12 protein-coding genes are annotated in these 23,184 nt (G+C 55.9%); all 12 read right to left on the bottom strand.

What is annotated here, in order from left to right:
- Window positions 1-19 precede the first annotated feature (19 nt).
- The 12 genes from L888_RS0107665 to L888_RS0107610 are packed head-to-tail and all read right to left on the bottom strand — an operon-like array spanning window position 20 to window position 23,171.
- On the bottom strand, window positions 20-985 hold the full coding sequence (locus L888_RS0107665; protein ID WP_027952472.1) for a glycoside hydrolase family 43 protein: 966 nt from the start codon (window positions 983-985) through the stop codon (window positions 20-22).
- 18 nt (window positions 986-1,003) lie between these two features.
- A complete protein-coding gene (locus L888_RS0107660; protein WP_052323291.1) occupies window positions 1,004-2,107 on the bottom strand; it encodes an endo-1,4-beta-xylanase in 1,104 nt (367 codons plus the stop codon).
- Entirely contained in the window at window positions 2,097-3,632 is a 1,536-nt protein-coding gene (locus tag L888_RS0107655; protein ID WP_005846593.1) for an MFS transporter, read from the bottom strand. Before L888_RS0107655 ends, L888_RS0107660 begins: the two co-directional genes overlap by 11 nt.
- A 48-nt stretch (window positions 3,633-3,680) precedes the next feature.
- Window positions 3,681-5,612, bottom strand: a complete 1,932-nt coding sequence (locus L888_RS0107650) for a sialate O-acetylesterase (protein WP_005846595.1) — start codon at window positions 5,610-5,612, stop codon at window positions 3,681-3,683.
- Window positions 5,609-7,114, bottom strand: coding sequence for a glycoside hydrolase (locus L888_RS0107645; protein ID WP_027952470.1), 1,506 nt, complete (start codon window positions 7,112-7,114; stop codon window positions 5,609-5,611). The genes L888_RS0107650 and L888_RS0107645 overlap by 4 nt, the downstream gene beginning before the upstream one ends.
- Window positions 7,115-7,147: 33 nt before the next feature.
- Window positions 7,148-8,845 carry a RagB/SusD family nutrient uptake outer membrane protein gene (locus L888_RS0107640; RefSeq protein ID WP_027952469.1) on the bottom strand — a complete coding sequence of 566 codons (1,698 nt, stop codon included), beginning with the start codon at window positions 8,843-8,845 and terminating at the stop codon, window positions 7,148-7,150.
- A gap of 34 nt (window positions 8,846-8,879) precedes the next feature.
- Window positions 8,880-12,041: a SusC/RagA family TonB-linked outer membrane protein gene (locus tag L888_RS0107635; protein ID WP_027952468.1), complete on the bottom strand. Its 3,162-nt coding sequence runs from the start codon at window positions 12,039-12,041 to the stop codon at window positions 8,880-8,882.
- A 3-nt stretch (window positions 12,042-12,044) separates the two neighbouring features.
- The gene (locus L888_RS0107630; RefSeq protein WP_245594845.1) at window positions 12,045-13,646 is read right to left on the bottom strand and encodes a fasciclin domain-containing protein; all 1,602 of its coding nucleotides are present in this window, start codon (window positions 13,644-13,646) and stop codon (window positions 12,045-12,047) included.
- A gap of 48 nt (window positions 13,647-13,694) precedes the next feature.
- Window positions 13,695-15,623, bottom strand: coding sequence for a fasciclin domain-containing protein (locus L888_RS0107625; RefSeq protein ID WP_027952466.1), 1,929 nt, complete (start codon window positions 15,621-15,623; stop codon window positions 13,695-13,697).
- 17 nt (window positions 15,624-15,640) lie between these two features.
- The gene (locus tag L888_RS0107620; protein ID WP_052323290.1) at window positions 15,641-17,371 is read right to left on the bottom strand and encodes a RagB/SusD family nutrient uptake outer membrane protein; all 1,731 of its coding nucleotides are present in this window, start codon (window positions 17,369-17,371) and stop codon (window positions 15,641-15,643) included.
- Window positions 17,372-17,404: 33 nt separating this feature from the next.
- The gene (locus L888_RS0107615; protein WP_027952464.1) at window positions 17,405-20,689 is read right to left on the bottom strand and encodes a SusC/RagA family TonB-linked outer membrane protein; all 3,285 of its coding nucleotides are present in this window, start codon (window positions 20,687-20,689) and stop codon (window positions 17,405-17,407) included.
- Window positions 20,690-20,702: 13 nt separating this feature from the next.
- Window positions 20,703-23,171 (bottom strand): fasciclin domain-containing protein, encoded by a 2,469-nt coding sequence (locus tag L888_RS0107610; protein WP_044248961.1) that lies wholly within the window; start codon window positions 23,169-23,171, stop codon window positions 20,703-20,705.
- Between the last annotated feature and the right edge of the window lie 13 nt (window positions 23,172-23,184).

The raw sequence follows: 23,184 nt of genomic DNA, 5'->3' as shown, positions 1-23,184 counted from the left end.
GGCTTTTCCTTGCCAAAAATCAGTCATTGCTCACCTTTTGGATGGCGCCGTCCTCGTCGTAGTACAGCTCCTGCACCTTGAGCGAACGCAGCCAAGTGGTACCACGGCTGGGCACGCAGTCGTGATAGAACAGGTACCAGCGGCCCCTGAACTCGACTATGGAGTGGTGTGTGGTCCAGCCCACCACGGGATCGAGAATCACGCCCCGGTAGGTGAAAGGGCCATAAGGGTTGTCGCCCGTGGCGTAGCAAAGCAGATGGCTGTCGCCCGTGGAGTAGGAGTAGTAGTAGCGACCCCGATATTTGTGCATCCAGCTGGCCTCGAAGAAGCGGTGCGGGTCGTCGGCCCGTAACGGACGGCCTTGGGCATCGACGACGGGCACGGGGCGCGGAGCCTCGGCAAACTGCAGACAGTCGTCGGTGAGACGGGCCACCCGGCCGGGCAGGGCGGGCTCATCGCCCTCGGGCAACCGCTCGGCCTTAAGCATCTTGTTGTCGCGATACCACTGGAGCTGGCCGCCCCAGATGCCGCCGAAATAGACATAAACGGCCCCGTCGTCGTCCTTGAAGGCACAAGGGTCAATGCTGTAGGAGCCGCGAATGGGGTCGGGCTGGGGAACGAAAGGGCCCTCGGGGCGGTCGGCTACGGCCACGCCGAGATGGAAAACATCGTTTTTATCCTTGCACGAAAAGACGAGATGGTACCTACCATTCTTCTCCACCACGTCGTTGTCCCACATCTGACGGCCGGCCCAGGGCACCTGCTCGAGCGAGAGAATACAGCCATGGTCGGTCACGGAACCCTGTTCCACCTGGTCGAGCGAGAGCACATGGTAGTCGCGCATCTCGAAGTGACCGCCGTCGTCGTCCTCGGCAGAGCCGCTGTCCCTGTCGTGGGAGGGGTAGATATAGATGCGGTTGTTAAACACGTTGGCCGAGGGATCGGCCATATAGTCCTCGGGAAAAAGATAACGGGGATGATTCATAAGAATAAGGGTTTGGCGTTATTTGAAGAGGTTGACTATCTGATCCACCACCGGTTTGGCCCTGCCTTGGCGGTCGAAGAGCAGCCCATAATTGGTGCGTCCACGGATGGGCCAGTCGTTGAGCCAGGAGTCGCCGTCGGTGAGTCCCCACAGTGTGACGCGCTCTATCTGGCTGGCATGGCGGCGGTAGATGCGGAAGAAGTCCATCCAGCGTGCGTCGATCTGCCGCTGCACGTCGGCCGGGACTCCGTCGGCATAGGGGTTCATCGGCTGCTGGAACGCGTAATTCTGCTCTATGCCGGCCCCTCCGAAATTCCGGGGAGAGGGCAGCACGTTGAGGTCGAGTTCGCTCAAGCTCACCTTAACACCGCAGGCTGCAAAGCTGTCGATGCTGGCCTCATAGTCGGCCAGGTCGGGATAATCGAGTCCCTGGTGGCTCTGCATGCCCACGGCATCGATGCGCAGCCCCTCGGACTGGAGGTGACGCACGAGGCGGCACACGGCCGCCCGCTTGCCAGGCTTGGCCATGGAGTAGTCGTTGTAGTAGAGTTCGGCATCGGGGTCGGCCTCATGGGCCGTGCGGAAGGCAATGTCGATGAACTCGGGACCGATGATATTATAATAAGGTGACCGGCGGAACTCGCCATTGTCCTCGACGGCCTCGTTCACCACGTCCCAGCCATAGACCTTGCCTTTGTAGCGGCCCACCATGGTGCGGATGTGGGTCTGCATACGGCGAATCAGTTCGTCACGCGAGACGACGGTGCCGTCGGCATGCTTGAAAAACCAGTCGGGAGCCTGCGAGTGCCACACCAGACAATGGCCGATGAGGCGCAACCCGTGCTTCTCGGCATAGCTCACCACGGCATCGGCATCCGTGAAATCGTAGACTCCCTCGCGGGGGGTGACCTCGCCGCCCTTGAAGCAGTTCTCGGCCACAATGGTGTTGAAATGTCGGTCGACCAGCGCATCGGCCTGCGCGTCGCCGCCGGCCGTAATGCGGGTGTTGAGGGCCACGCCCACCTGAAAGTAAGGGCCGAGGGCGTCTTTCAGCCCCGGCTGTTGGGCCTGAGCGGCCAGGCCGGCCCAGAAAGCCGACAAGAGCATGAGTTTATTCTTCATTGGAAACAGAATGTTTGACGGATGATTGAACTGAGACGGCAGAGGGTGTGGGTGCCCCTGCGCCCGATGTGTAACGGCCGGCACCCAGCAGCCGAATCCAGCGGCGGCCGGAGAGTTCGGACTGCATCCGCTCATTGTAGACCTTGGTGATGGGGCTGCGGTGCAACGCCCACACGCCCACGGCCAGCGAGAGTGCCGGCACAAGGCTCGACGTGAGCCGGATGCCCGTCTCGGCCATCTCGCTCTGCACAAGCACGGCCCCCGAGCCGTCGCCCGACGCATAGCCGAAAACAGAGAGCAGGAACCCCGTGAGCACGCCGCCGAAGCCCAGCCCCAGCTTGAGCGAGAACGTCATGCCGGAGAAGCAAAGCCCCGTGGATCGGCGGTTGGAGAGATACTCCACATGGTCGGCCACGTCGCCCATCATGGCCCAGAGCAAAGGAATGGTGGGGGCGTAGGCCAGACTGCGCAGCAGGTTGAGCACAAACATGAGGGGCACGTCGGTCTTCTGGGGAATCCAAAACAGGGCTGTAAACAGGGCCGTGAGCAACAGGCAGACGGTGACCACCTCTTTCTTGCCATAGCGGCGGGCCAGATATTGCGACAGGCAGAGGATGCCCAACAACTGGACGAGAGCGGCCGAAATGTTGAAGACGGAGAAGCCCACGCTGTAGGCATAATGCCTGTCCACCTGCATGCCCAACACATTCAAGAAGTCGGCCAGCGACTTGTGGTCTACGGCATAACGGAAATAAAAGCTCATGGCCGAGTTCCACATGGCCAAGGCAATGAACAGAAAGAACGTGAGCAGCACCACGGCACGCCACGAAGCATCGGAGATGGTGTCGCGCAGATCCTCACGCAGGCTTGTCTGCTGCAAGGGCGGCGGCGAGACACGCTCGCGCGTAATGCGGAAGGTGGCCATGAGACAGCAGAACGACAATACGGAAAAGAGCCCCACCGTGAGCAGCCAGCCCTGTTGCCGGTTGGCACCACCCAGATGGTCGACAAGGGGCAGCGTGGCCCCCTGTACCACAATCTGGCCGATGGTCACGGCCACAAAACGGTAGGTGTTGAGCGAGGTGCGCTCGCCGATGTCGCTCGTCATGACACCGCCCAGCGAGCAGTAGGGCGTATTGACCATCGAGTAACACGACATGAGCAGCACATAGCTCACCGTGGCATAGATGGCTACAAGGGCCTTGTCGGCAATGCCGGGATTCCAGAAAGCCAGCACGTAGAACACGCAGAACGGCAATGCCGTCCAGAGTATCCACGGCCGGTACTTGCCCCAGCGCGTGCTGGTCTTGTCGGAGAGAATGCCCACGGCCGGATCGACAAAGGCATCGGCCACGCGGGCTATGAGGAGCACGGTGCCAGCTACAAGTCCTTCGAGACCGAACACGTCGGTATAGAACATCAGCTGGAACATCAGCATCATCTGGAAAACGAGATTGGCAGCGGCATCGCCCATGGCGTAGCCTATCTTCTCGCGGGCCGGTAGTTTCTGTTGGTTTACGGGCATAAGCAGAGATTGAAGCAAAAACGAAACAGTGGAGTTCGGGAGAAATACTTAGGGTTCGACGGTAATTTGGAATGGCGAGGCGGGCAGACCCTCGGGATTGTAGAGGTTGGCCTGTTCGGGGTTGTTCTTCCAAGCATAGCGCACGGCCGTGGGCCGGGACACGGTACCCAAGGCAATGACCACCGTATTGCCCGATACGCGGGCCTCCACATTGTGGAACCGCCCGTCTTCGCTCCGCAGCTCAAATTCGCTCAAAGTGTCGGCCGGGCGCAGTTTCTGGTCGAAACGTACCACCACATACGGTTGGGACTGCCCCCCTACTCCACGGCTCATCAGCCGAGCCGCCACTGGCTGGGGCGACAAGGCTGCGTGCCTGTTGCCGCGCAGCCGGTCAAGGGCCAAAGCCACGCGGTCGGCCAGCTCTCGCTTGCGCAAGGGGTGGATGTCGTTGGCCTCGCCCAAGTCTATGGCCACGGCCAGTGCGGCATGGGGGTCTTCGAGGGCAGAGAGTCGCTGGGCCTCGCGCAACTCGGCCCATCCCGACTCCTGCGGCTGGGAACTGGGAGCCATGAAATTGGCCAGTTGTACAATGACTACAGACAGACTGGAGTCGGCAAACTGAGTGCGCCAGTCGCCTTTGAGCTTACGCAGCATCGTGCGGTATTCGCCGGCACGGTCGGTATTGGATTCACCCTGATACCACACCACGCCTGCCAGCGCATAAGGAATGAGCGGATGGAGCATGCTGTTGTGCATCACGGTGGGCAGGTATTGCGTGGTGACATCCTGCTGCGGACAGGCGGGCATGCGGGCTCCGATGTGGCTGCGCCACTGCTCGGAGAGCTGAAGCACGTCGTCGGGAGTGAACTCAAGCTGGTATTTCTTGCCCCGCGTGAAAGCGGGGGTGCCCGTCTTGTTGACAAAACGAACGGCAATCACATTGTCGCCCTCGTGCAGCAAACCGGCCGGCACGGCATAGCGACGCGGTGGATACTGGTAATAGGTGACACCCACGCGCCGGCCATTGACGTAGGTGTGGTCGGCATCATAGAGCATGCCCAGCACAAGCAAGGCCGGCCGGCCGGCGTGGGCAGCATCAATATGGACATGCTGGCGCATCCAGACTGATCCCACGACACCTCGGCCATCCACCTGGGCCCAGTCGCGGGCATACTGGTTGGCGGCGGGCCATGTGCCGTCGTCGAAATCAAGTCCCGTCCAGCCTTGGTGCATGCCAGGGTCGGTCTCATCGAGCAACTGCTGCCAACGGTCGTTCATCAACTGGTTGGCACGTGTCTGAGAAGCCACATAGTCGGGGGTGTAAAGCGAGGTGCGGGCCGTGTACTGCGGAAAGTCGCGCTGTAACGAGTCGGCCGGGAGCCAAGCCTCGATGGGTGTTCCGCCCCAGCTGTTGCAGATGATGCCCTGCGGAATGCCTGTCTCGGATTGCAGTCGACGACCCAAGAAATAGCCCAGAGCCGAGAAATCACGGGAGCTGGCGGGCGTGAGCGTCTGCCAGCCCGAGGTTTTAAAATCGGTTTGCGGCCCACTGACGGAGGCAACCTGATCGACCCGCAACAGACGCACGCGGTCGTTGGCATAATCTTCGGTGAACCCAGGATACTGGGGCTGTACACGGCTCACGGGGAGGTCCATGTTGGACTGACCCGTGCAGAGCCAGACATCGCCGATAAGAATATCGTCGAGTTGACAGTGCGCGAAGGTCATGGTGTAAGGGCCACCGGCCTTCATGGCGGGCAAATCCACGCGCCACCGCCCCTTGGCATCGGCCCGAACGACATAGGATTTCTTGTTGAACACAATGGTGAACTGCTCGCCGGGCGATGCCGTGCCCCACACCGGAACAGGCTTGGAACGCTGCAATACCATGCCGCTCTGGAAGATGCGGGCCGGAACGACCTCGGCTTGTACCCCACAGGCCAAGAGACAGCAGAAGAGAAGAAGGAGCGTTTTTTTCATCGTACCACTACTTGATGTCCTTGATGGATGTATATGCCGCGCTGTGGGCGGGCCACACGCTGGCCCTGCAGATTGTACCACGCATCGTCGACCATGCGCGGCATACAGACTGGCTCCGAGATGCCTGTGGCAGAACGGTCGATGCGGAAAATGAACGTGGAGAAGCTGCGTGCCGGAATAGGAAGACTGAACCGCTGGGTGGGAGCCTCGACAAGCAGTGTCTCGGTGATGCCAATATGGCCCTCGGTAGAGGTGATGCGCTCGCCGGAGATTGCTTTATAGGGCAATACGAGATTGAGCGTGAGGGGGCGTGGCAGCGTGTCAATGGCATTGACGATGAGCGAATCGCCCTTGATGAAAGCCGATGACTCGAAGGTTTGGGCCTCCTTGTTGATGCTACTGTTACGGTCGAGCATGGTGGCCCCCACAAGGTGCCGGGCAAACTGCCCCATGATGCGGCCACGGTCGAGCACCTTGCCATAGGTGTTGCCAGGCTGAATGGTAGTCTCACCGCTACCAATGAAACTGTAATGGGACACCATGTACCAGTAGACATAGGCCGAGCCACCGGCCAGCATCGTTTCGTTGACATCCTCGGCAAAAAGCAGTTGCTCGTGCCAAGTGGGAAGGTCGCGAACCTTGGTGTCCGACTGGCTGTCGCCGTCGGTGTCGGCCCGCGGATCTACGATGTGCTCTGTCATCCATGCGCCGATGCCGTAGGGGGCGGCCATGGCAGCCGCATGTTTCATGTATTTGAACGGAGCATGACCATAAGTGTGGCCGCCCAGCAGGTCAATGTACTGTCGAGCTTCGGGATCGTTGAGCGTGGGCGCATAATAATTGGGCGTGTAGCCCAGGGCCTCACCACTCATCAGCTTGACTCCAGACGATTTGTCGAAACGGGAACCATACTCGCGAACCAGCGTATCAAGTTCCTGCGGAGTGTAGTAGCAACCGCTGTAATCAGGATGCCAGTCGGGCTCGTTCTGGATAGACACTACGTCGACCGGGGCCCCATTGTTGCGCATATAGCGCATGAAAGTGTTGAGCCAAGGGAAGAAATCCTTGTACTTGTCGCGGCGGAGCTTGCCGATGGTACCGTCGGCGAGCTGGCCGCGTGCACTGTTATTGGTCTTGAAACTGGCGGGAGGACTCCAAGGTGCGGCAAAGATGATAGCCCCATACTGTCGGGCACGTTTTACGGCTGGCAGGAACCCGTGCCAGTCGTAGGGCGTGTCCCAAGGAGTGGTGACATCGCCAATGGTGTTGGGCGACACCTCCATGCGAAGGATGTTGAGCCCCACCTCGGAGTCGGGACCGTAGAGCTTGTCAATGACACTGACATCATTGATGGGGGCCATAGGGCCGCTCATCGCGGCCGCACCAAATCCGGTGATGGTGTGTAGACGGTCGGAGCTGACCGTAATGTTGACCGTCTGGGCCATAGCTGGCAAAGCGGCCATGCCCATCAACAGGCCAAGGAGGTTTTGTATGCGTTTCATGATTCGTTCTTGTTGTTCGATCTTAGGATGGGATTAGTTCTTGGGCAGATACCAGTTGGAAGGGGTCATGAGCAGTTGAAAGAGCGACTCGTCGCGTTGTCCGGCACGCAGACTCACGGGTGTGGCCAGATAGGCCGGTTCACCACGGCGCAGGGCCACCCGCATGAGGTCGTAGAAGCGGCAGCCCTCGAAAGCTGTTTCAAGGGCCAGCTCACGCATAATCATATCCTCGACAAGAGGAACCTGCCAGTTTACTGTGTCGGCCCGGCTGGCCAGCGTAGTCTCGGGCTGAGGCAACACATAGTGGGCATTGGCGTCGCTGTCACCACAACCACGACTGTGAATGCCTTGGGTGTTGTTCCGAGTGAACACGGTCTGGGAAAAGCTAAGCAACGTACCGGCAGCCTTACGCTCCACAGAGTCTACATAATTGTCGATGGCCTCGGGGTACAGCCCATACTTCAGTACGGCCATGGCCGACTGCGGATAGCCCGCACGGTTGAGTGCCTCGGCAAAATGAAGGTAAACTACCGTGCGACGATAGGTGGTAATACCATTGTTGTTGAGCTTGCGCAGTATCTGAATGTCGGAGGAGTAACGTGAATGGGCTCCCTGAAGCTCAACCCGATGGATATAGCTTGCAAAGAAACGGAGGTCGCCGACAGCATCGGAACTAAGCAGATTGACCTTGGGTACATAAATGGTGTCACGGTGGGAGTCCATACCCTCATACACCATGCAATAGTCTTCGGCAGCACTCAGCTCGCGCAGACGGGCAGATGGCCTGGCCTGGAAGTAGGAATAGTTTTCCGAAATGGAGTTGTAGATAGTGGCCAGCCCGCTCTTGACCCCATTGAAGACCGAAGACTCCATGGGGATATACGACAGCACCTCGCCGCCGCTTGAAGACTGTATGTCTGTGGTATAGCCATTTACAACACCCTTGTACGATGTATCTCCCCATCTTGCCCCACTGGTTCCGGTGACAATCTCTTGACCCTGTCTGGTAAGATAGTCGTGGTAATACTGTGCTGCCTCCTGATAGCGACCGACCCAAAGACAGAGGTCGCCGAGCAAAGCACGCACAGGAATGAAGAACCTGGACGACTCCTGCGCAGAGATACTGCCATAGGCCGGCAGCTCAGTATCGACTTCTGGCGCAAGGTCGGAGATGAAGTAGTTGCAAATAGCCGGGATGTCGGACGGTGACTTGGCCATGGCCTCACGGGCCTCAGACTCCGTAAGGACGGGGTCGGTGAGCAAAGGAATGGCACCATAGACCTGGGCCGCCTGCAGATAAGTCCAAGCACGGAAAGCCTTTACTGCGGCATACTCACGGGCAAAGACACTGCGATTGCGCTTGCGCAGCGTGGTATCGACATGGTGCAGGAAATAGTTGCAGTTGTTGATGACTGCATAGTAATCGCTGATACTGTTGTAGGGATTGGTGGCCGGAACGATGCAGGAAGCAATGGCCTTGAGATCGGCAGAGGCCTTGGCCGTGGGTTCCATGAGGTCGGCACGCAGCTCGCCCAGCAACACAGTGCGGTCTGCAATCTTCTGCATCTGGTGCAGGATGCCCATGACGCTGTAGACGGAGTCCTCGGGGGTATCGAGTTTGTTGTCTTCGGCAAACTCCACAAGGTCTGAATGGATGTTGAGCATGTCGGAGCACGAGGACAAACCCAGCAGAAGCAAGAGGGCCAGGAAAGAGATATGACGTTTCATCATGATATGTTTGGTTGAAAGTTATGGCACTGTCGCCTTACAAATTGATCTTGACACCCATCGAGAAACTACGCCCATGACCTAAGAGCCCACGGTCGATGCCCTGACTGAGCACGCTACCCGAGAGAATGTTGTCGGAGTCTGAACCCAGATAATGGGTCAGCGTGAAGAGGTTGCCAACACTGGCCCAGAGCGTGAGTCCCTTGAGATACTGGTAGTCCATGGGCCATGTGTAGCTGAGCGTCACGGTGCGCAGACGCAGGTAGGAACCATCCTCGATCCAGCGATCGCTGAAGCGACTGTTGCCCATCGGGTCAGAATAGTTCACACGAGGAATGGACGTGTGCTGCCCTTCGGTGGTCCAACGTTGGTTCATGGCCGTGGTCTGATTGTAGAAATAGCTGCCTCCCTCGATGACGGAACGCTGATAGTTGTAGATGTCGTTTCCCAAAGAATAGTTGGCTATGGCTGTAAGATTCCAATGCTTCCAGCTAATTGATGTGGTGAGATTGCCATAGAAGTCGGGGTTGGGGTCGCCAATGACTTGCCGATCCTTGGCATTGATTTCATGATTGCCGTCTACATCGACAAAGTGCATGTCGCCCGCCCGAAAAGCCTGCCTGTTGCCACTCTCGTCAAGGAGATAGAGACCGGCTGCATCGGCTTCGGCCTGGGTAGAGAAGACACCGGCTGTCTTGTAACCGTAGAACACACCCACGGGCATCCCTACCTGCGACAGCACCGTGGCTCCATAGAGTGAAGTCTCCACGGGGACATTGTCATTGGAGAGGGCGGTGAGCTTGTTCTTGTAATGGCCCACACTGGCAGACAGTTCCCACTTCACGTTTTTCTCGTTGAGCACACGCCAGGAGGCACTGACATCGAAGCCCACATTTTCGAGCTTGCCACCGTTGGTCCAGTTCTGCTTGATACCACTGGTCCAAGCCAGACGGCCCAGCGTGAGCAGGTCACTTGTCCAGCTCTTGTAGGCATGGATGCCCAGAGAGAGACGATTGTTGAAGAAGTTGCCCGTGAGACCGGCGGTAAACCGACGGGTAGTCTCCCACTTCAGCTCATCGTTGCCGATGTTGCCAATGGACTTGCCATCGACACTTCTGCCCAACATGTTGTTGGCCACGAAGTAAGTACGAGAAGCCGTGTAGTCGATGTCGTCGTTTCCTGTCACATCGAAGCCCACATTGAGTTTCAGGTAATTGACAGCACCACGGGCGTCAAACCACCTTTCATTGCTAAGCACCCAGGCTACCTCGACACTGGGAAAGAGGCCCCACACGGTGCCAAAAAGATTCAGCCCTGCTGCTGCACTGCCAAAACGGCTGGAAGCCTCGGCCGACAGCGTGGCCGCGAGATAGTAGCGCTCAGCAAAGTTGTAGTCGGCATTGGCATACCAAGTGATATCACGAATCTTGTTGTCGGCCCCTTCGGTCGACTTGTACTGCAGGGAAGTACTCATGTTGGGTGTTTTGTCGTTGCCTGTATTATAGCCACGTTGTACATTGAGCTTGTAGTTGCTGGAGAGATAGCGCACACCACCGAAGACGTTCAGACTGTGGGCCCCGAAGCGATTGTCCCACGCCAGGCGCGTGTCGCTCTGAATACTGTTCTGGCGACCAGCCAGACTCTCTGCCATGTTGTTGACATAGCTGTTGGACATGTTCTTCACTCTGAACGCCGGAACGCCGGTGAGCGGCAGGTAATAGTTCTCGTTGGTATTGAGCAAGGTGAAGCAAAAGTGCTCGCTCAGGGAGAGATGGCGATTGAACTGATAGCGCGGCGTGGCACTCAGGGTGATGAGACGATTGCCGAAAGTATTGCGGTTCTTGCCCTCGCCAAATTCCAAAATGCTGTTGGGATTGGCCAGAGAAACATCTGAACCGTACACTTCGGAGAGATAGTCGTCGGCAGCGGAGAGATAATTGCTCCGGTGACCACTGACATCATAGGCGTAGGGCGAGAGGAACGGAGCCTTGATGAGCCCCAGGAAACCCGGCGAAGTGATGGTGGAACCCGTGACATCGCTGGGGATGCCGTCGTCGCGCAGGTTGCGGTTGACGTCACTGTAGCTGGCATCGAACTTGAGGTCAAGATCCTTAAGCACAGAGATGTCGGTGTTGAGACGCATGTTGAACCGCGAGAAGTCGTTGTTTTTCAGTGTGCTGTTGGCCATGCTATAACCTACGGACAGGTTATAGCTGGCCACCTCGTCGCCGCCCTGTACATTGATGCCATAGTTGCTGGAGAAGCTGTTGCGATAGACCTCGTTCTTCCAGTTGGTCTGGTTGTGATAGGGCTTGTAATAATAATAGGTGGGATCTGTATTGACAAAACGCAACGCCGACACGTCATCGGTCTGGTTGCCCAGCAATTCAGTGGCGTAAATGCGGTAGTCCTCAGCTCCCAGCATCTCGGGAAGGCGTGGCGTGAGCTCGTAACGTCCGTTGACGATTACGTCTATCTTGGTAGCCATACTATTGTTGCGCTTGGTATTGATGAGGATAACACCATTGGCTCCTTTGGCTCCATAGATGGCTGTTCCATTCTTCAGTACCGTCACTTTCTCAATATCGTTCACATTGAAATTGGAGAGGATATTGTTGAAATAGCCGTCGTGAAGCATGCCGCTGCCGTATTGCAGGTCAGTGATGACGCCGTCGACCACAACCAGCGGCTGGGCGTTGCTCTGGAAAGAATTGAGACCTCCGATAAACATCACATAGCCCACGCCCTCGTTGCCGCCCCGCGACATGGTTCGCACGTCGGCACCCAGCCGCTGATGAATGAGTGGATCGATGCTCTCTTCGGCATTGTTTTCAAATCCTGTCACTGTCTTATCAACGGTGGCCACGGTGCGACGACTGTAGTTGCCGCTGAAGCTGTCGCTATAAAGAAGCCCGTTCACTTGATTGAAATGGCGGCCAATGGGCACCTGCTGCACCTGATAGCCCACACCCATCATCGTTACCGAGGAGACATAAGTCGGGAGCTGCAAGCTGTACTCACCCTTTCCGTTGGTCATGGCCGTGAGCCGGTTGTTGCCATAAGCCTCTATGCGCACACCGGGGACGGGCGTACCGCTGGCGGCATCGGTCACAACGCCGCTGATGGTGATGCTGTCTCTCTGGGCCATTGCAGACGCAACTGCAAACAGCAGGGCTCCTGTCAGTATTTGTTTTTTCATCGTTTAATCTTCTTTTGAGGTTGAAGGACATAAGTAGATGCAGTCCAGATACATCTCGCGAGAGTATCTGGAGGTCTCACGGGCCAGGATGGAACAGCGGAGCTGTACGCTTACCTTGAGGTTGTCCTGGTCGAAGTTGCAGGCGGGGAACGTGAAACCCTTGGTCAGAACCACGGTGTCGACCCGCGCCGGGTCGGTGGTGAACTGCACGTTGCCGCAATTATAGGTTTGGGACACACCAGCCGTGTCGACATAGTTGATGTTGGCCCGGAACTTGCAGGGACGCAGATTGGTCTGGTTGGGGTTGTAGACTGTCTGCGGCAGGATGATGGCGCAGATGTCATAAGTCCCCGACAGCGTGTTGTCGACACGGAAAGTAACCGTCCAGTTGGAAGTGGCCGTCTGGGGCAGAATGTCGAGATAGGCATTCTTCGACACGGAGTCGGCCGACACGGAACGGGTGTTGTAGGTGCAACTGGTATAAGACGTGATGTAGCCTGTGCGCTCACCCTCTGTGCGTAGCACCTTGAAGAAAGTCTGCTCGGGTGTAAAAGGCCAGTCGGAGGTCTGATACAACGTACCGTTGCTGCAGGCTACCGGCGTGGCCCCTGACAGGATGCCGCCGTCCATCGGCCTGTAGAAGACATGGTACTCCGGGGTGAGCGCATTGTACTGCACCGACTTCAACGAGTCGCGCCAAGAGGGCTGGATGTTCATGTTGAAGATGGCGTCTTCGAGCAATGAACGATTGGTCCAATAATGCTGCACGGAATCGCGCTTGTCCACTGTCTTGTCGTATACAAAGTACTGGCGGGCCATGGCATAGGCCTTGTTCCAACCTGTCTGTGCGGGAGCAACCATCCAATAACTGGAGTCTTCGGCAGCAAGGAGCCCTATCTGCTGCAGCATGGTATTGCGCTCATGGATAACGGAATCCACATAAACGGGCACCCCATCGACAAGACCGCTTGAGATAGAGGCATCCTCGTCGAAATAGTCTTCGTTGTAGACGCGCAGGAAATCGCCTACTGGCTGATAGTCAGGCCGATCAGTCATAGCCTCATAGAGGTTGTACTGGTAAGGCATCCGGGCTCCGAGCACATGCAGCGTGCCGTTTTTGGCATGGACGTTGCCCGTAGCGATGGGGGTGCCCTCTACGTCGCCGGCCGACAGACTGACGTGCTTGCCATTGAGCAGCCGCACCTCACTGCCGGTACCAACGGCCGAATTGGGAGAAGCGGCGATGTGGTTGCGGATGAAGAACTTCTCTACCGTGGAGTCACCACGATCGGTCTGCACAAGGCTGAGCAGCGAATCCTTGTTGAACGTGCCGTTGACCGGCGCAAAAACCGTGAACGACTGTCCGCCATCGAGCAACTGGGCATAGCTCACCGACGTGCGGCGATGGTGACGGAAGATGCGGGACTGCTGCAGCACTTCGCAGAAATCGCTGAGCTGGGGGTTGGCCTGCAGGCTGGCCCACAGCGACTCGCTGCTGGTGGTGTCTGCCTTGCCGTCGTAATGGTCGGCCCAGTCGCTGCACGCCGTCAGCAGGGCGCCGGCTGCAGCCATGAGGGCTATATGTCTAAATGAGAATGTCATCATCACAATTCATAATTCATTATTTCAATTCAAAATACCAATCAACCTTGACTAATGCCGGTCTTCGCCCCTGGGACTGTTGTAGATGCTGGACGGACAAAGCTCGATATAGTCGAAAGAGAGGTAGCACTTCGGGTCGTCGAGCACTTGGCGGAAGCGCAGCCAGTAGGTCTTCTCCGAATCCAGATAGGTGGTTGTCAGGACGCGGCGCAGGTTCTCCACATTCTCACGGAACACATTGCCACCACTGGAGCGATAGCTGTCCATGCCCTTCATATAGCCACGGTTGTGCATGGCTTTGTCGTTGGCGGTGTTCTCGTCGTTGTCCTCGCCATCCGACACCCAACCAATGTTGGGAGCCACACCGTAGATACGCAGGTCGATGGGAATGCCGCAAGGCTCATTGTTCAGATAGACCTGCACCACACCGCGCTCCGTGCCCACGGTATAGCCCATGCGGATTTCATAGGTGCCGCTCGGCACGGGCGGCAGCTTCATCGTCACGTCATAGATGCCCATGAGGCAAATGGCATTGCCCTCGTAGGAGTGCCAGCCCAATTCATTGCTGTGTACGCCGATAAAAGTCTCGTCGCTCACCTTCCAGTCTTGAATGTAGGCATGCTTGAAGGCCGTGAGATAGTTCTCGCCAAAGTGGCCGCGGGCACCGGCATTCATAAAGTCGGGGCTCATGGTGGTGCCGTCCACACGGATGCGTGTGTTGAGCACTTTGTCGCGAACGTCGGGAGAATAGACTAAAATGTCATCGATGAAATGGTAAATGCCATTCAGGGCGTTCTGGTCGGCATGGCCCGACTCTGACGGAGACAGCACCTTGACACCACGGATGGAGAAATTGTTTTGCAGCCCTTTGCGATTGATGAACAATCCAGCCGACGGACCGCTAAAGCGCATGATGGTGCCGGGACACATGGTCTCATAATAATCTTCAGGGTCGAGCACTGAAGTGACACAGCACTGCTCACGAATCTCGCCGGAGCTCACCCAGTCGCTATAGTTGCCCAGGCGATTGATCAGATGGTAGGAAATGAATCGGTTGAGCGGATTCCGACGGTTGGTCCAGTCATCATCGTACCGGCCGGCATCCGCAGGATAGGTCTGGTCGTACACCCTCTTGGCATAAGCCTTGAGGTCGTCCAGACTGTGGATGTTGTGCAGGGCAAAGATGGAGTCGGTCTCGACAAAGGCCGAGAACTTGAAATAACGCTTCTCGGGCCAGTAGGCCTGGGTGGGGCGGCCACCGTACATGGTGGGCACACCATCGACTACCGAGTCGAGACTGATCGTATAACTCTCGTCAAGATACTTGGAGATGGAGTCTTTCATGCCCGTGAGATGCAGAGCCTCGCTGAAGAGGCGAAGTTCCGGGTTCTCGTCGATGAGGTCGGGCAGAAACAGGTTGCTGGCACCCAGCACATGGTCGATGGTGTGCACCACGCCGTTGGTCACAGAGTCGTCACGCTCGGTTATCTTGGCCGTCTTGTTAACGAAGAATACCAAAGCATTGCCATGCGCGACATCGGAGTCTGAAGAAATGGTGATGTAACGGTCGTTCATGTTCATCTCTGGCAGGGCTGCATCGCTCACGTCGGTCGTGAAATAGGCTCCCCGCTTCACGATGTGCGTGCGGGCAATGGTATCGCACTGGGCTTGGGGAATCTGGTCCACACTGGTCCATCCGTTCTGTTTCAGAAACTGGTCCACGGCTGCATTGGTAGGTGCAAAGAGCGTGAACTTGCCATAGGTGGAGAGCAACGTATAGTAGTTGGCACGGTTGAGGATGGCCTCAAACTGGCTGTAGGTGTCCTGGCGCGAGGAGATAAATCCCGCAGCCGTCAGTTTCACCGATGTATAATAAGTGGTAGGCATCTCCTCATCAGAGCAGCTCTGGAAAAGGAAGCCCGGCGTCAGCGTCAGGACGACGGCCAACAGGGAGAATGCGATTTGCTTGGTCGTTTTCATATCACACAAAACTTCTATTAGTGAGACAACTGGGAATTGTCGCCCGTATTGTAGGCCGAATTCTGGACGAGGCGCGGATTCATCTTGATTTCATCCTCATAGTAAGGCCAATAAATAATGTTCGGGTCGGCGAGCTTGATGCGGATGGCATTCACGTTGTCCACATACTTATTGACAACATAGCTCACCAGCCGACGCGTGTCGCCGTCGCGACGTGCCATGCGCACCAAGTCGAACCAGCGCTTGCCCTCGAACATCAGTTCGCGCTGACGCTCGTCGAGCACCAGTTCTTCCATCTGCTGCCGACTCTGGTAGTTGCCGGCCACAAGCGTATCCGTCACACTGGAGGTATAAGCATTCTTGGCACGCTTGTTCACGGCATTGACCAACGAGAAGGCCTTGGCAAAATGGGCCTCGCCTTTCTGTACCTCAGCCTCGGCTTTCATCAGCATGATGTCGGTCATGCGATAAACGATCCAGTTGCTGTAAGCGTTGCTGCGGCGCGAGAAACTCAGGCGCAGGTCGGCCTCGCCGGTGACATTATTGGTATTCATCGACACTGACTGACGCACGTATTTGGTAATGGCATAGCGCGACGACACATGCTGCATGTTCTCATACACCCGGCAATCGTTGTGGGTGAAGAGCTTGTTGTTGCCGATGGCCGCATCCTTATAGAGGAAGTCGGGGGCACTCAGCTGGCCGATCATCGTGGAGCTGCTGCCATAAAAGTTCCGTATCCAGTTGTTGTTTACGGCCTGATTCTCGTTGAAATACAGCTCAAACACGCTCTCAAAACAGCTTCCTCGCCCGAAGATTGCACCGTAAGCGCTGCCCGAAAGCACGCTTCCCGTAGGCCTTTCCATTAGTAAAGGATAGCCGTTGAAGAGATAAAGGTCAGACACCTTGCCGGCATCCTCACTGCGCATGTCGTCATACTGCCGGCGCTTGTAGGCCAGTATCTGGTCGCAACAGTCTATGCACTTGTCCCAATCGCCCCTCCACAGATACATGTCGGCGAGCAGCGCATAGACGGCCCAGCGCGTAATCCTGGACGAGTTGTAGTAGGCCTTGACATTGTCGTCGGTGTAGTACCGGCGCACGGCGTAGTCCTTGACACTCTCCAGATCGGCTATCAGGGAGTCGAGCACCACACCGAACTTGGATGCAGGAAGCTGATACACGCCCGTGTCGTCAATGCTCGGCCGTGTGCTATAGGGCACATCGCGGAAAGTACGGATGAGATAGAAATAGCACAAGGCGCGGATGGCACTTGCCTCGGCAATGTTGGCACGCATCTCGGCCAGCGTATAGTTGGGGTCCTTGGCCTGTACCAAGGGGGCATAGTAGCACACGGTGTTGCAGCGGTTGATGGTCTGATAGAAAGAGAGCCAGTCGGTGTAGCTGTTGGTAGGCAGAAGATTCTCCTTCAGCAGGTCGGTCAGTTGGGCGTTCGGCGCCGAGCCGGCCGTCATGTTATCGGAACGCACCTCGCCCCATAAGCCCATGCGCGTCAAGCAGTCGTTGCTCTCCAACGACTCATAGCAACTGTTGAGCACACTGGTCACGTCTGACTTCTGCGTCCAGAAGTTTTCCAGCACAACATCATTGAGCGGCAATGTGTCGAGGAAAGAGTTGCACGAGGTCAGCCCCAGTGCCGACAAGCCAGCCACCAGCACCCTTGCCGGCATGGTCCGCAGGCCGCCAAGACGCTTGTTGATGGATTGAACTATCGATAATGCTTTCATATCTTATAGATTGTCTTATTGCATTTGTAAGGTTTAGAGTCCAATGGTGATGCCACCGGTGAACGAACGTGCCCGGGGGGTCTGCGCATTGTCGTAGACGATGCCGTAGCTGCCATAGTTCACTTCTGGGTCGGCACCGCTGTACCTGGTCAGGCAAAACAGGTTGTTGGCCGAGACATAGAAACTCAGACGGGAGAGTCCGATACGTCTCAAGGTCTTGGACGAGAAACTGTAGGACACTTGGCTGTAGTTCAGTCGGAGAAACGATCCATCCTCGACGAACCTGTCGCTGCCCAGCCAGTTGTAACCGCTCTGATACAGGGCACGCGGTACATCGGTCATGTCGCCCTCCACACGCCAACGCCAGTCCACGGCCCGGCTCTGGTTGTCGTTGCTGTACATGTTCTCGGCATTCATGCGGGCCATGTTGATGATCTTGTTGCCCCAACGGAAATTGAATTGGTTGTTCCAAGTGAAACGGCCGACATTGATCTTAAATCCAAAGCCACCTGTAATCTTCGGCAGCGACGAACCCAAGTAGATAATGTCCAGTTCATTGATGGTACCGTCGTGGTTGATGTCTTCATACATAGCGTCACCACCCCTGAACTCATACTGCGAGTTGGTGCCGTAGCCGAAAGTCATGGGCTTGGTCTGTCCTTTCTCGTCGAGCACCACATTGCCGTAGACATCGCGTACCACAGGTGCATTGGGGCCACTTACGCCACTCACTTCGTCCCGAGTATAGTCGGTGTACTGGTAAACACCTTTGTAACGGAATCCGTAGATGGAGCCGAAGGCCCGGTTCAACTCCACGTGTGTGAGATAAGAACCGTTGCGATAGTTGAACTCCTTGTTCATATTGTTGAGCACCGTCTCGTCCATCTTCGTAATCTTGTTCCTGTTGTTGGCAAACGTAATGTTGAAGTCCAGAGAGAAAGGACCGGCTTTTACAATCTTGTTGCCATTGACATTGAACTCCCAACCCACATTCTTCATGTTGCCCACATTCTGATAAGACAGGGCCGTGAAACCCGAAGAGTGCGGAATGCCGCGGTTGACCATCAGTAGATCACTGGTGTTCTGTACATAGAACTCCACGTTGCCACTAATCTTGTCGTTGAAGAAACCGAAGTCCAGACCGAGGTTGTAGGTCTCCTTCTGCTCCCACTTCAAGTTCTTCAGCTGAATATTGCTGGGGTAGACGGAGCCTTCGCCTAGATAGCCTTGGCCGTTGGTGTACTTGCTTAGATAAAGGTATTCGCCATTGGGCTGGTTGCCCACAATGCCCCATCCAGGACGAAGCGACAGCATGCTGAACCAAGGCATCGACTTCTTGAACCATGGCTCCTTGCTGATGTTCCATCTGATGGACAGTGCCGGAAAGTTGCCCCATCGCTGCGACGGGCCAAATTTCGTGGAACCGTCACGACGCACGGAGAGATCGGCCATGTAGCGGCCCTTGTAAGCATAGTGGGCCGAGAACGTGAAGTAGACACTGCGCCAACGACCGGCCGAGGTGTTGAACTGACTGATGATGCCGGCCGCCCCGGTGTCGGTGATGGTTCCTGTGGGCAGTCCATACTCGCCTGTAGTCTGGGCATTGCTGTTGCCGTCGGTCATCTGACCGCGAAGCATCACCATCAGCGAGTGGTCCCGATTGCTGAAATGCGGCGTGTAGGTCATTGTGTGCGTCGTGGTAATACCCAGACTCTTATTGGAAACGGCAGTCGAGAGATTCTGGTTTTTGTTGCTCCATCCACGCGTATTCATGGCTGCCGGCAGGAAAGTATCGTTGTATTTGTTGAAGATATTGAAAACGACTTTGCCCTCGTAGGTGAGCCGGCTCTTGTTCTCATTGGTGCCGAGCAACTCATAGTTGATCTTGAACTCCGGCTCGATGTTGTAGCTTGATTCGCGGTTGGTGGCCAGATTGGCAATGGCTACCGGATTGAACTGGCCCACCAGATTGTTCAGTTCTGAGCTCACCGTCGGCAATATATGATAATAGGTGTCGAGGTTGCGGCCCTGTCTGTCTTGCTCGAAGATGGAAAGATTGGGCATGCGCTTGTACGAAATGGCCAGCAGGTCGGTATAATTACGGTCATTGCTCGTATAGGTAAAGGCGATGTTGGTCTGAATTTTGATGCGGTCGCTCACAAAATAGTCCAGTGCCACACGCGACGTGAAACGATTGAGCAACTGCTTGATGATACTGCCCGACTGGTGATCGTAACCGGCCGTCACGCGGAAGTTGGCCTTCTCGCCGCCACCGGCCAGCGACACATAGTGTTGCTGTTGCCAGCCTGTCTGCTTCACGGCTTTCACCCAGTCGGTATTGTTGTTATACATCTCGTACTCCGAATAGCTGGGATCATAGTTGAACTCCACGATATTGCTGGCAGCATCGCTCAGTTTGGGATTGAAGTAGGCCTCTTTCATCAGCATGGTGTACTGGTCGCCGGTAAGCATTTTATAGCCTTCGGGCTGGTAGGTTCCTGTCAGCCGATAGCTATAGGTCACTTGGGTACGGCCACGTGCACCCCGTTTGGTCTTGATTTCAATCACACCATTGGCCCCCTGCGAGCCCCAGATGGCCGTAGCTGCGGCATCCTTGAGCACAGAGATGTTCTCGATGTCCTCGGGATTCACGTTGAGCAGCTCGGCAAATTTCTCATCATTGGCTCCGTTCACATCAAACTTGCTGTCGGTCTCCCACACGTTGCCGTCGACCACTATCAGGGGTTCGCCGCTCATGTTGACCGAACTCACACCACGCAGACGCATGGACGTGCCCGCTCCCAAATTGCCCGAATTGGCCACAATGTCAAGGCCGGCAATACGTCCTTGCAGAGCCTCGTCGATGGTGCTCACGCCCAGTCCCTCAAATTCCTTGGCACTAATAGACTGCTGGGCTGTAGAAATTTCGTCCACAGGGATGTTCAACCCAGAGCCGCCGGAACGCCGACGGGCACTCACCACCACCTCGGGAATGGTCTTCTCGTCTTCCAGCACCACAATGTATTCGGTCTTGTTCAGTTCCAGCGTCTGTGTCTTGGTTCCGACAAAAGAGATGCGCAGCCTGTTTTTGGGATTCTGAATTTTCAGCGAGAAGTTACCGTTGATGTCGGTTTGCGTAGACGATACGATACGCTTCGAAGCATCTATCTCTACCACATTGGCCAGCATCACCGGGCCGAAACTGTCATTCACTGTACCGGTGACAATCTGGCCCGCCTCCTGAGCATTCATTTGTCCCAATGACAGCAGGCCTGCCATGGCAAGTGCGGATATTCGTTGAATGCTTGTCCTTTTCATATCTCGATTATATTTATTTTGCATAGAATAGCGGGCCGTCGATGAGATGCACCACGGCCGAAGAGCTGGTCTCTATCTGTGTGGCACGTGCGGCATCGCTGCTGTTATACTGATACTCCTTGGCCATACGGTTGTAGAGCTTGCCGTTGGAGGTGAGCACGTGGCGCTTGTTGCCCCGGGCATCGGTCACCGTGATGCCGTTGGCATCGGAATTGACGTGCAGCTTGTAGAAACTGTCGTTTGTGGGGTCGAAAGAGGCCGTTTCGTAATCGCCACTCATGGCCTGTGCTCCGATAAAGATGGCATTGTCCTGAATATGATAGCGCAGGAAGTTTACGATAGCTGTCGAGTCGGCAGTCTTCTTGCCCATGTTGCCCGCAGCCTCATCGGCTTCCACGTCCTGCCATGTGGGCAGCTTGCCACTGGCGATGAGCTCCTCGAGGGATTTGTTGGTTGGCACATACACCGTATAGTGATAGGTGTTGAACACACTGATGTTCGTGCCTCCGCAGGCATTGCGCCCATTGTGAATAGTCTCGAAAAGTCCGCTGCCATCCATCAGCTCCAGAAACTTGCTGTACTCGTCATGCTGGGACAGAATGTCGCGCACCGTCATGCGGGTACACATGATGGGCTGATTGTTGAGCACATAACTACGGCCGTTTTGTTGGTCATAGATGTCGTTCACGGCCGTACCCTCGCCTTCATTCACTTGCCAGCTGCCCGATACGGTCATACCGTTTTTTCCGGCCGCAACATGGTCCACCCTGATTTCAGAGCCTCCCATCGTGCGGTAGTAAGTGTGGCCGTCGGTCACGTCGCCCACCACAATGTGGTTTTCAAGAATATCCTGCAACCGATCCACCACCTGCTCGTAGGAAGCGCGCCCGATGGAGTCGCCCACCTCGCCGGTCAGTGTGTCATAGTTCCAGATGCTGGCCCACACGCGGTCGTTGTCGTCCGGCTTCGACCCGTCGTAGTGGAATCTGAAGAGTTGCGTCGAACTCTTGCCATAGGAACAAGGGTCTACATACTCCAACAGTGACTTGTTGTTGGGGATGAAGAAGCTATAGGTGGAGTTCAGCGAGTTCAGATAGACATTGTACTGGCACTTGTACACACCCCAACGCATGATGTTCATGGTCTGATTGATGAAAGCCGGGAACAGTACGCTTACGTAGGTGGTCGGCGAAAACACCTTATTAGTAAGATAAACGGCACCATTGCAGCCCAGCCACACGCTGTCCACATCACTCCGTTTCACGCCCATAGGGTCGTTGGCATCGTTCATAATGCTACCAAACTTGCTCGGCACGCTCGACACGAATGATGAAATCATATTGTTGTTGATGAGTTCGGCCACCACATAATCGGGCACGCGTTCCCACGATCCATAGTAGTCTTTCAGCACACGGCCGGCTCCATGGTTCCAGTAGTCGGTCATGGCCGCATTGCTGGGCACCATCATCAGCCCCATGTCCTGCTCCAGAGCCACGCTCTGCGACGAGCTGGTGGCTTCACCGGAATAGTAGGTATTCCACTCGGGGTCGAACTTCAACTGCTCCACCGGACCATTGTCGGGCGAGACATTGACGGGCTGCCCCTGCTGGCTCTTCACCGAGAAGAAGCGCTTTTGGAATACGGAATCCACACTCTGATTATAGAGGCGATTGTAGTTTTCCGTGGCCGCCTGACTATAATAAGGTGCACAAAACCGCTCCAGCAACGCATTGAATTCCGACACTTGGCTCTTGCTTCGAATAAGTTCGGCCATATTCTTCAATGGTGTCATCACATCCTGCACCTTGTGAACGAATCCGTTGGAGCACTTGATGTTCTGCTCTGCGATCTGTACACCGTTCACACTCGCATCGCCACTTTGCCGACGGGTCGTGTTGTTGTAGATGAAATTATAGTCTTCGTTGGTAATATTGTTGTTCACCAAATGCCGCTCAATGAAGTGAATCATTGGCACTGCCGACATGTCTTCCAGACACACCACCTGCCCCAATTCACGATAACGAGACCAATAAGGATTGTTGGGCATGTCAGCTGTCTTTAGCACGGGGACGCTGTCGTACACCGTCCCTGATGACAGCCGCCGCATGCAGTCGCCCTCTACAGGCCCCTCGGTACTGGAGAGGTTATTGATCTGGAAGCTGTTGTTAATCATCGCACCGTAGAGTAACATCTTCTTCTGCGAGACAGTGAGTGCGTCATAACTCTTCACTCCAAAACTGTTGTTCTGAAAAAAGCGATCGAAGGCGGCATCGTCGGCCACAAAGAGAGTTTTCGACCCCGTGCGGGCCAAAACCTCGGCATAGCCCAAATCGTCGATCATCCGTACCGTATAGGTATAATTGCCGGCATCCTTCAGATAATCATAGATAGACTGCCCCAGCCAGGAGGGCATCCTTGTGTCAAGGTCGTACTGCGAACACGACACCCCGCCCAGGCTACATGTTGCCAGTAGCAGACTCATTCTAGAGACCCTG

Source organism: Hallella seregens ATCC 51272 (assembly GCF_000518545.1).
Taxonomy (GTDB): Bacteria; Bacteroidota; Bacteroidia; order Bacteroidales; family Bacteroidaceae; genus Prevotella; species Prevotella seregens.
This window is presented reverse-complemented; position numbering and strand designations above follow the sequence as displayed.

Bases quoted from the DNA above. Each gene is read 5' to 3' on its own strand.
- L888_RS0107635 (WP_027952468.1), bottom strand. From the start codon at position 12,041: ATGAAAAAACAAATACTGACAGGAGCCCTGCTGTTTGCAGTTGCGTCT.
- L888_RS0107645 (WP_027952470.1), bottom strand. From the start codon at position 7,114: ATGAAACGCATACAAAACCTCCTTGGCCTGTTGATGGGCATGGCCGCT.
- L888_RS0107660 (WP_052323291.1), bottom strand. From the start codon at position 2,107: ATGAAGAATAAACTCATGCTCTTGTCGGCTTTCTGGGCCGGCCTGGCC.
- L888_RS0107665 (WP_027952472.1), bottom strand. From the start codon at position 985: ATGAATCATCCCCGTTATCTTTTTCCCGAGGACTATATGGCCGATCCC.
- L888_RS0107610 (WP_044248961.1), bottom strand. From the start codon at position 23,171: ATGAGTCTGCTACTGGCAACATGTAGCCTGGGCGGGGTGTCGTGTTCG.
- L888_RS0107620 (WP_052323290.1), bottom strand. From the start codon at position 17,371: ATGAAAGCATTATCGATAGTTCAATCCATCAACAAGCGTCTTGGCGGC.
- L888_RS0107640 (WP_027952469.1), bottom strand. From the start codon at position 8,845: ATGATGAAACGTCATATCTCTTTCCTGGCCCTCTTGCTTCTGCTGGGT.
- L888_RS0107625 (WP_027952466.1), bottom strand. From the start codon at position 15,623: ATGAAAACGACCAAGCAAATCGCATTCTCCCTGTTGGCCGTCGTCCTG.
- L888_RS0107630 (WP_245594845.1), bottom strand. From the start codon at position 13,646: ATGATGACATTCTCATTTAGACATATAGCCCTCATGGCTGCAGCCGGC.
- L888_RS0107650 (WP_005846595.1), bottom strand. From the start codon at position 5,612: ATGAAAAAAACGCTCCTTCTTCTCTTCTGCTGTCTCTTGGCCTGTGGG.
- L888_RS0107615 (WP_027952464.1), bottom strand. From the start codon at position 20,689: ATGAAAAGGACAAGCATTCAACGAATATCCGCACTTGCCATGGCAGGC.
- L888_RS0107655 (WP_005846593.1), bottom strand. From the start codon at position 3,632: ATGCCCGTAAACCAACAGAAACTACCGGCCCGCGAGAAGATAGGCTAC.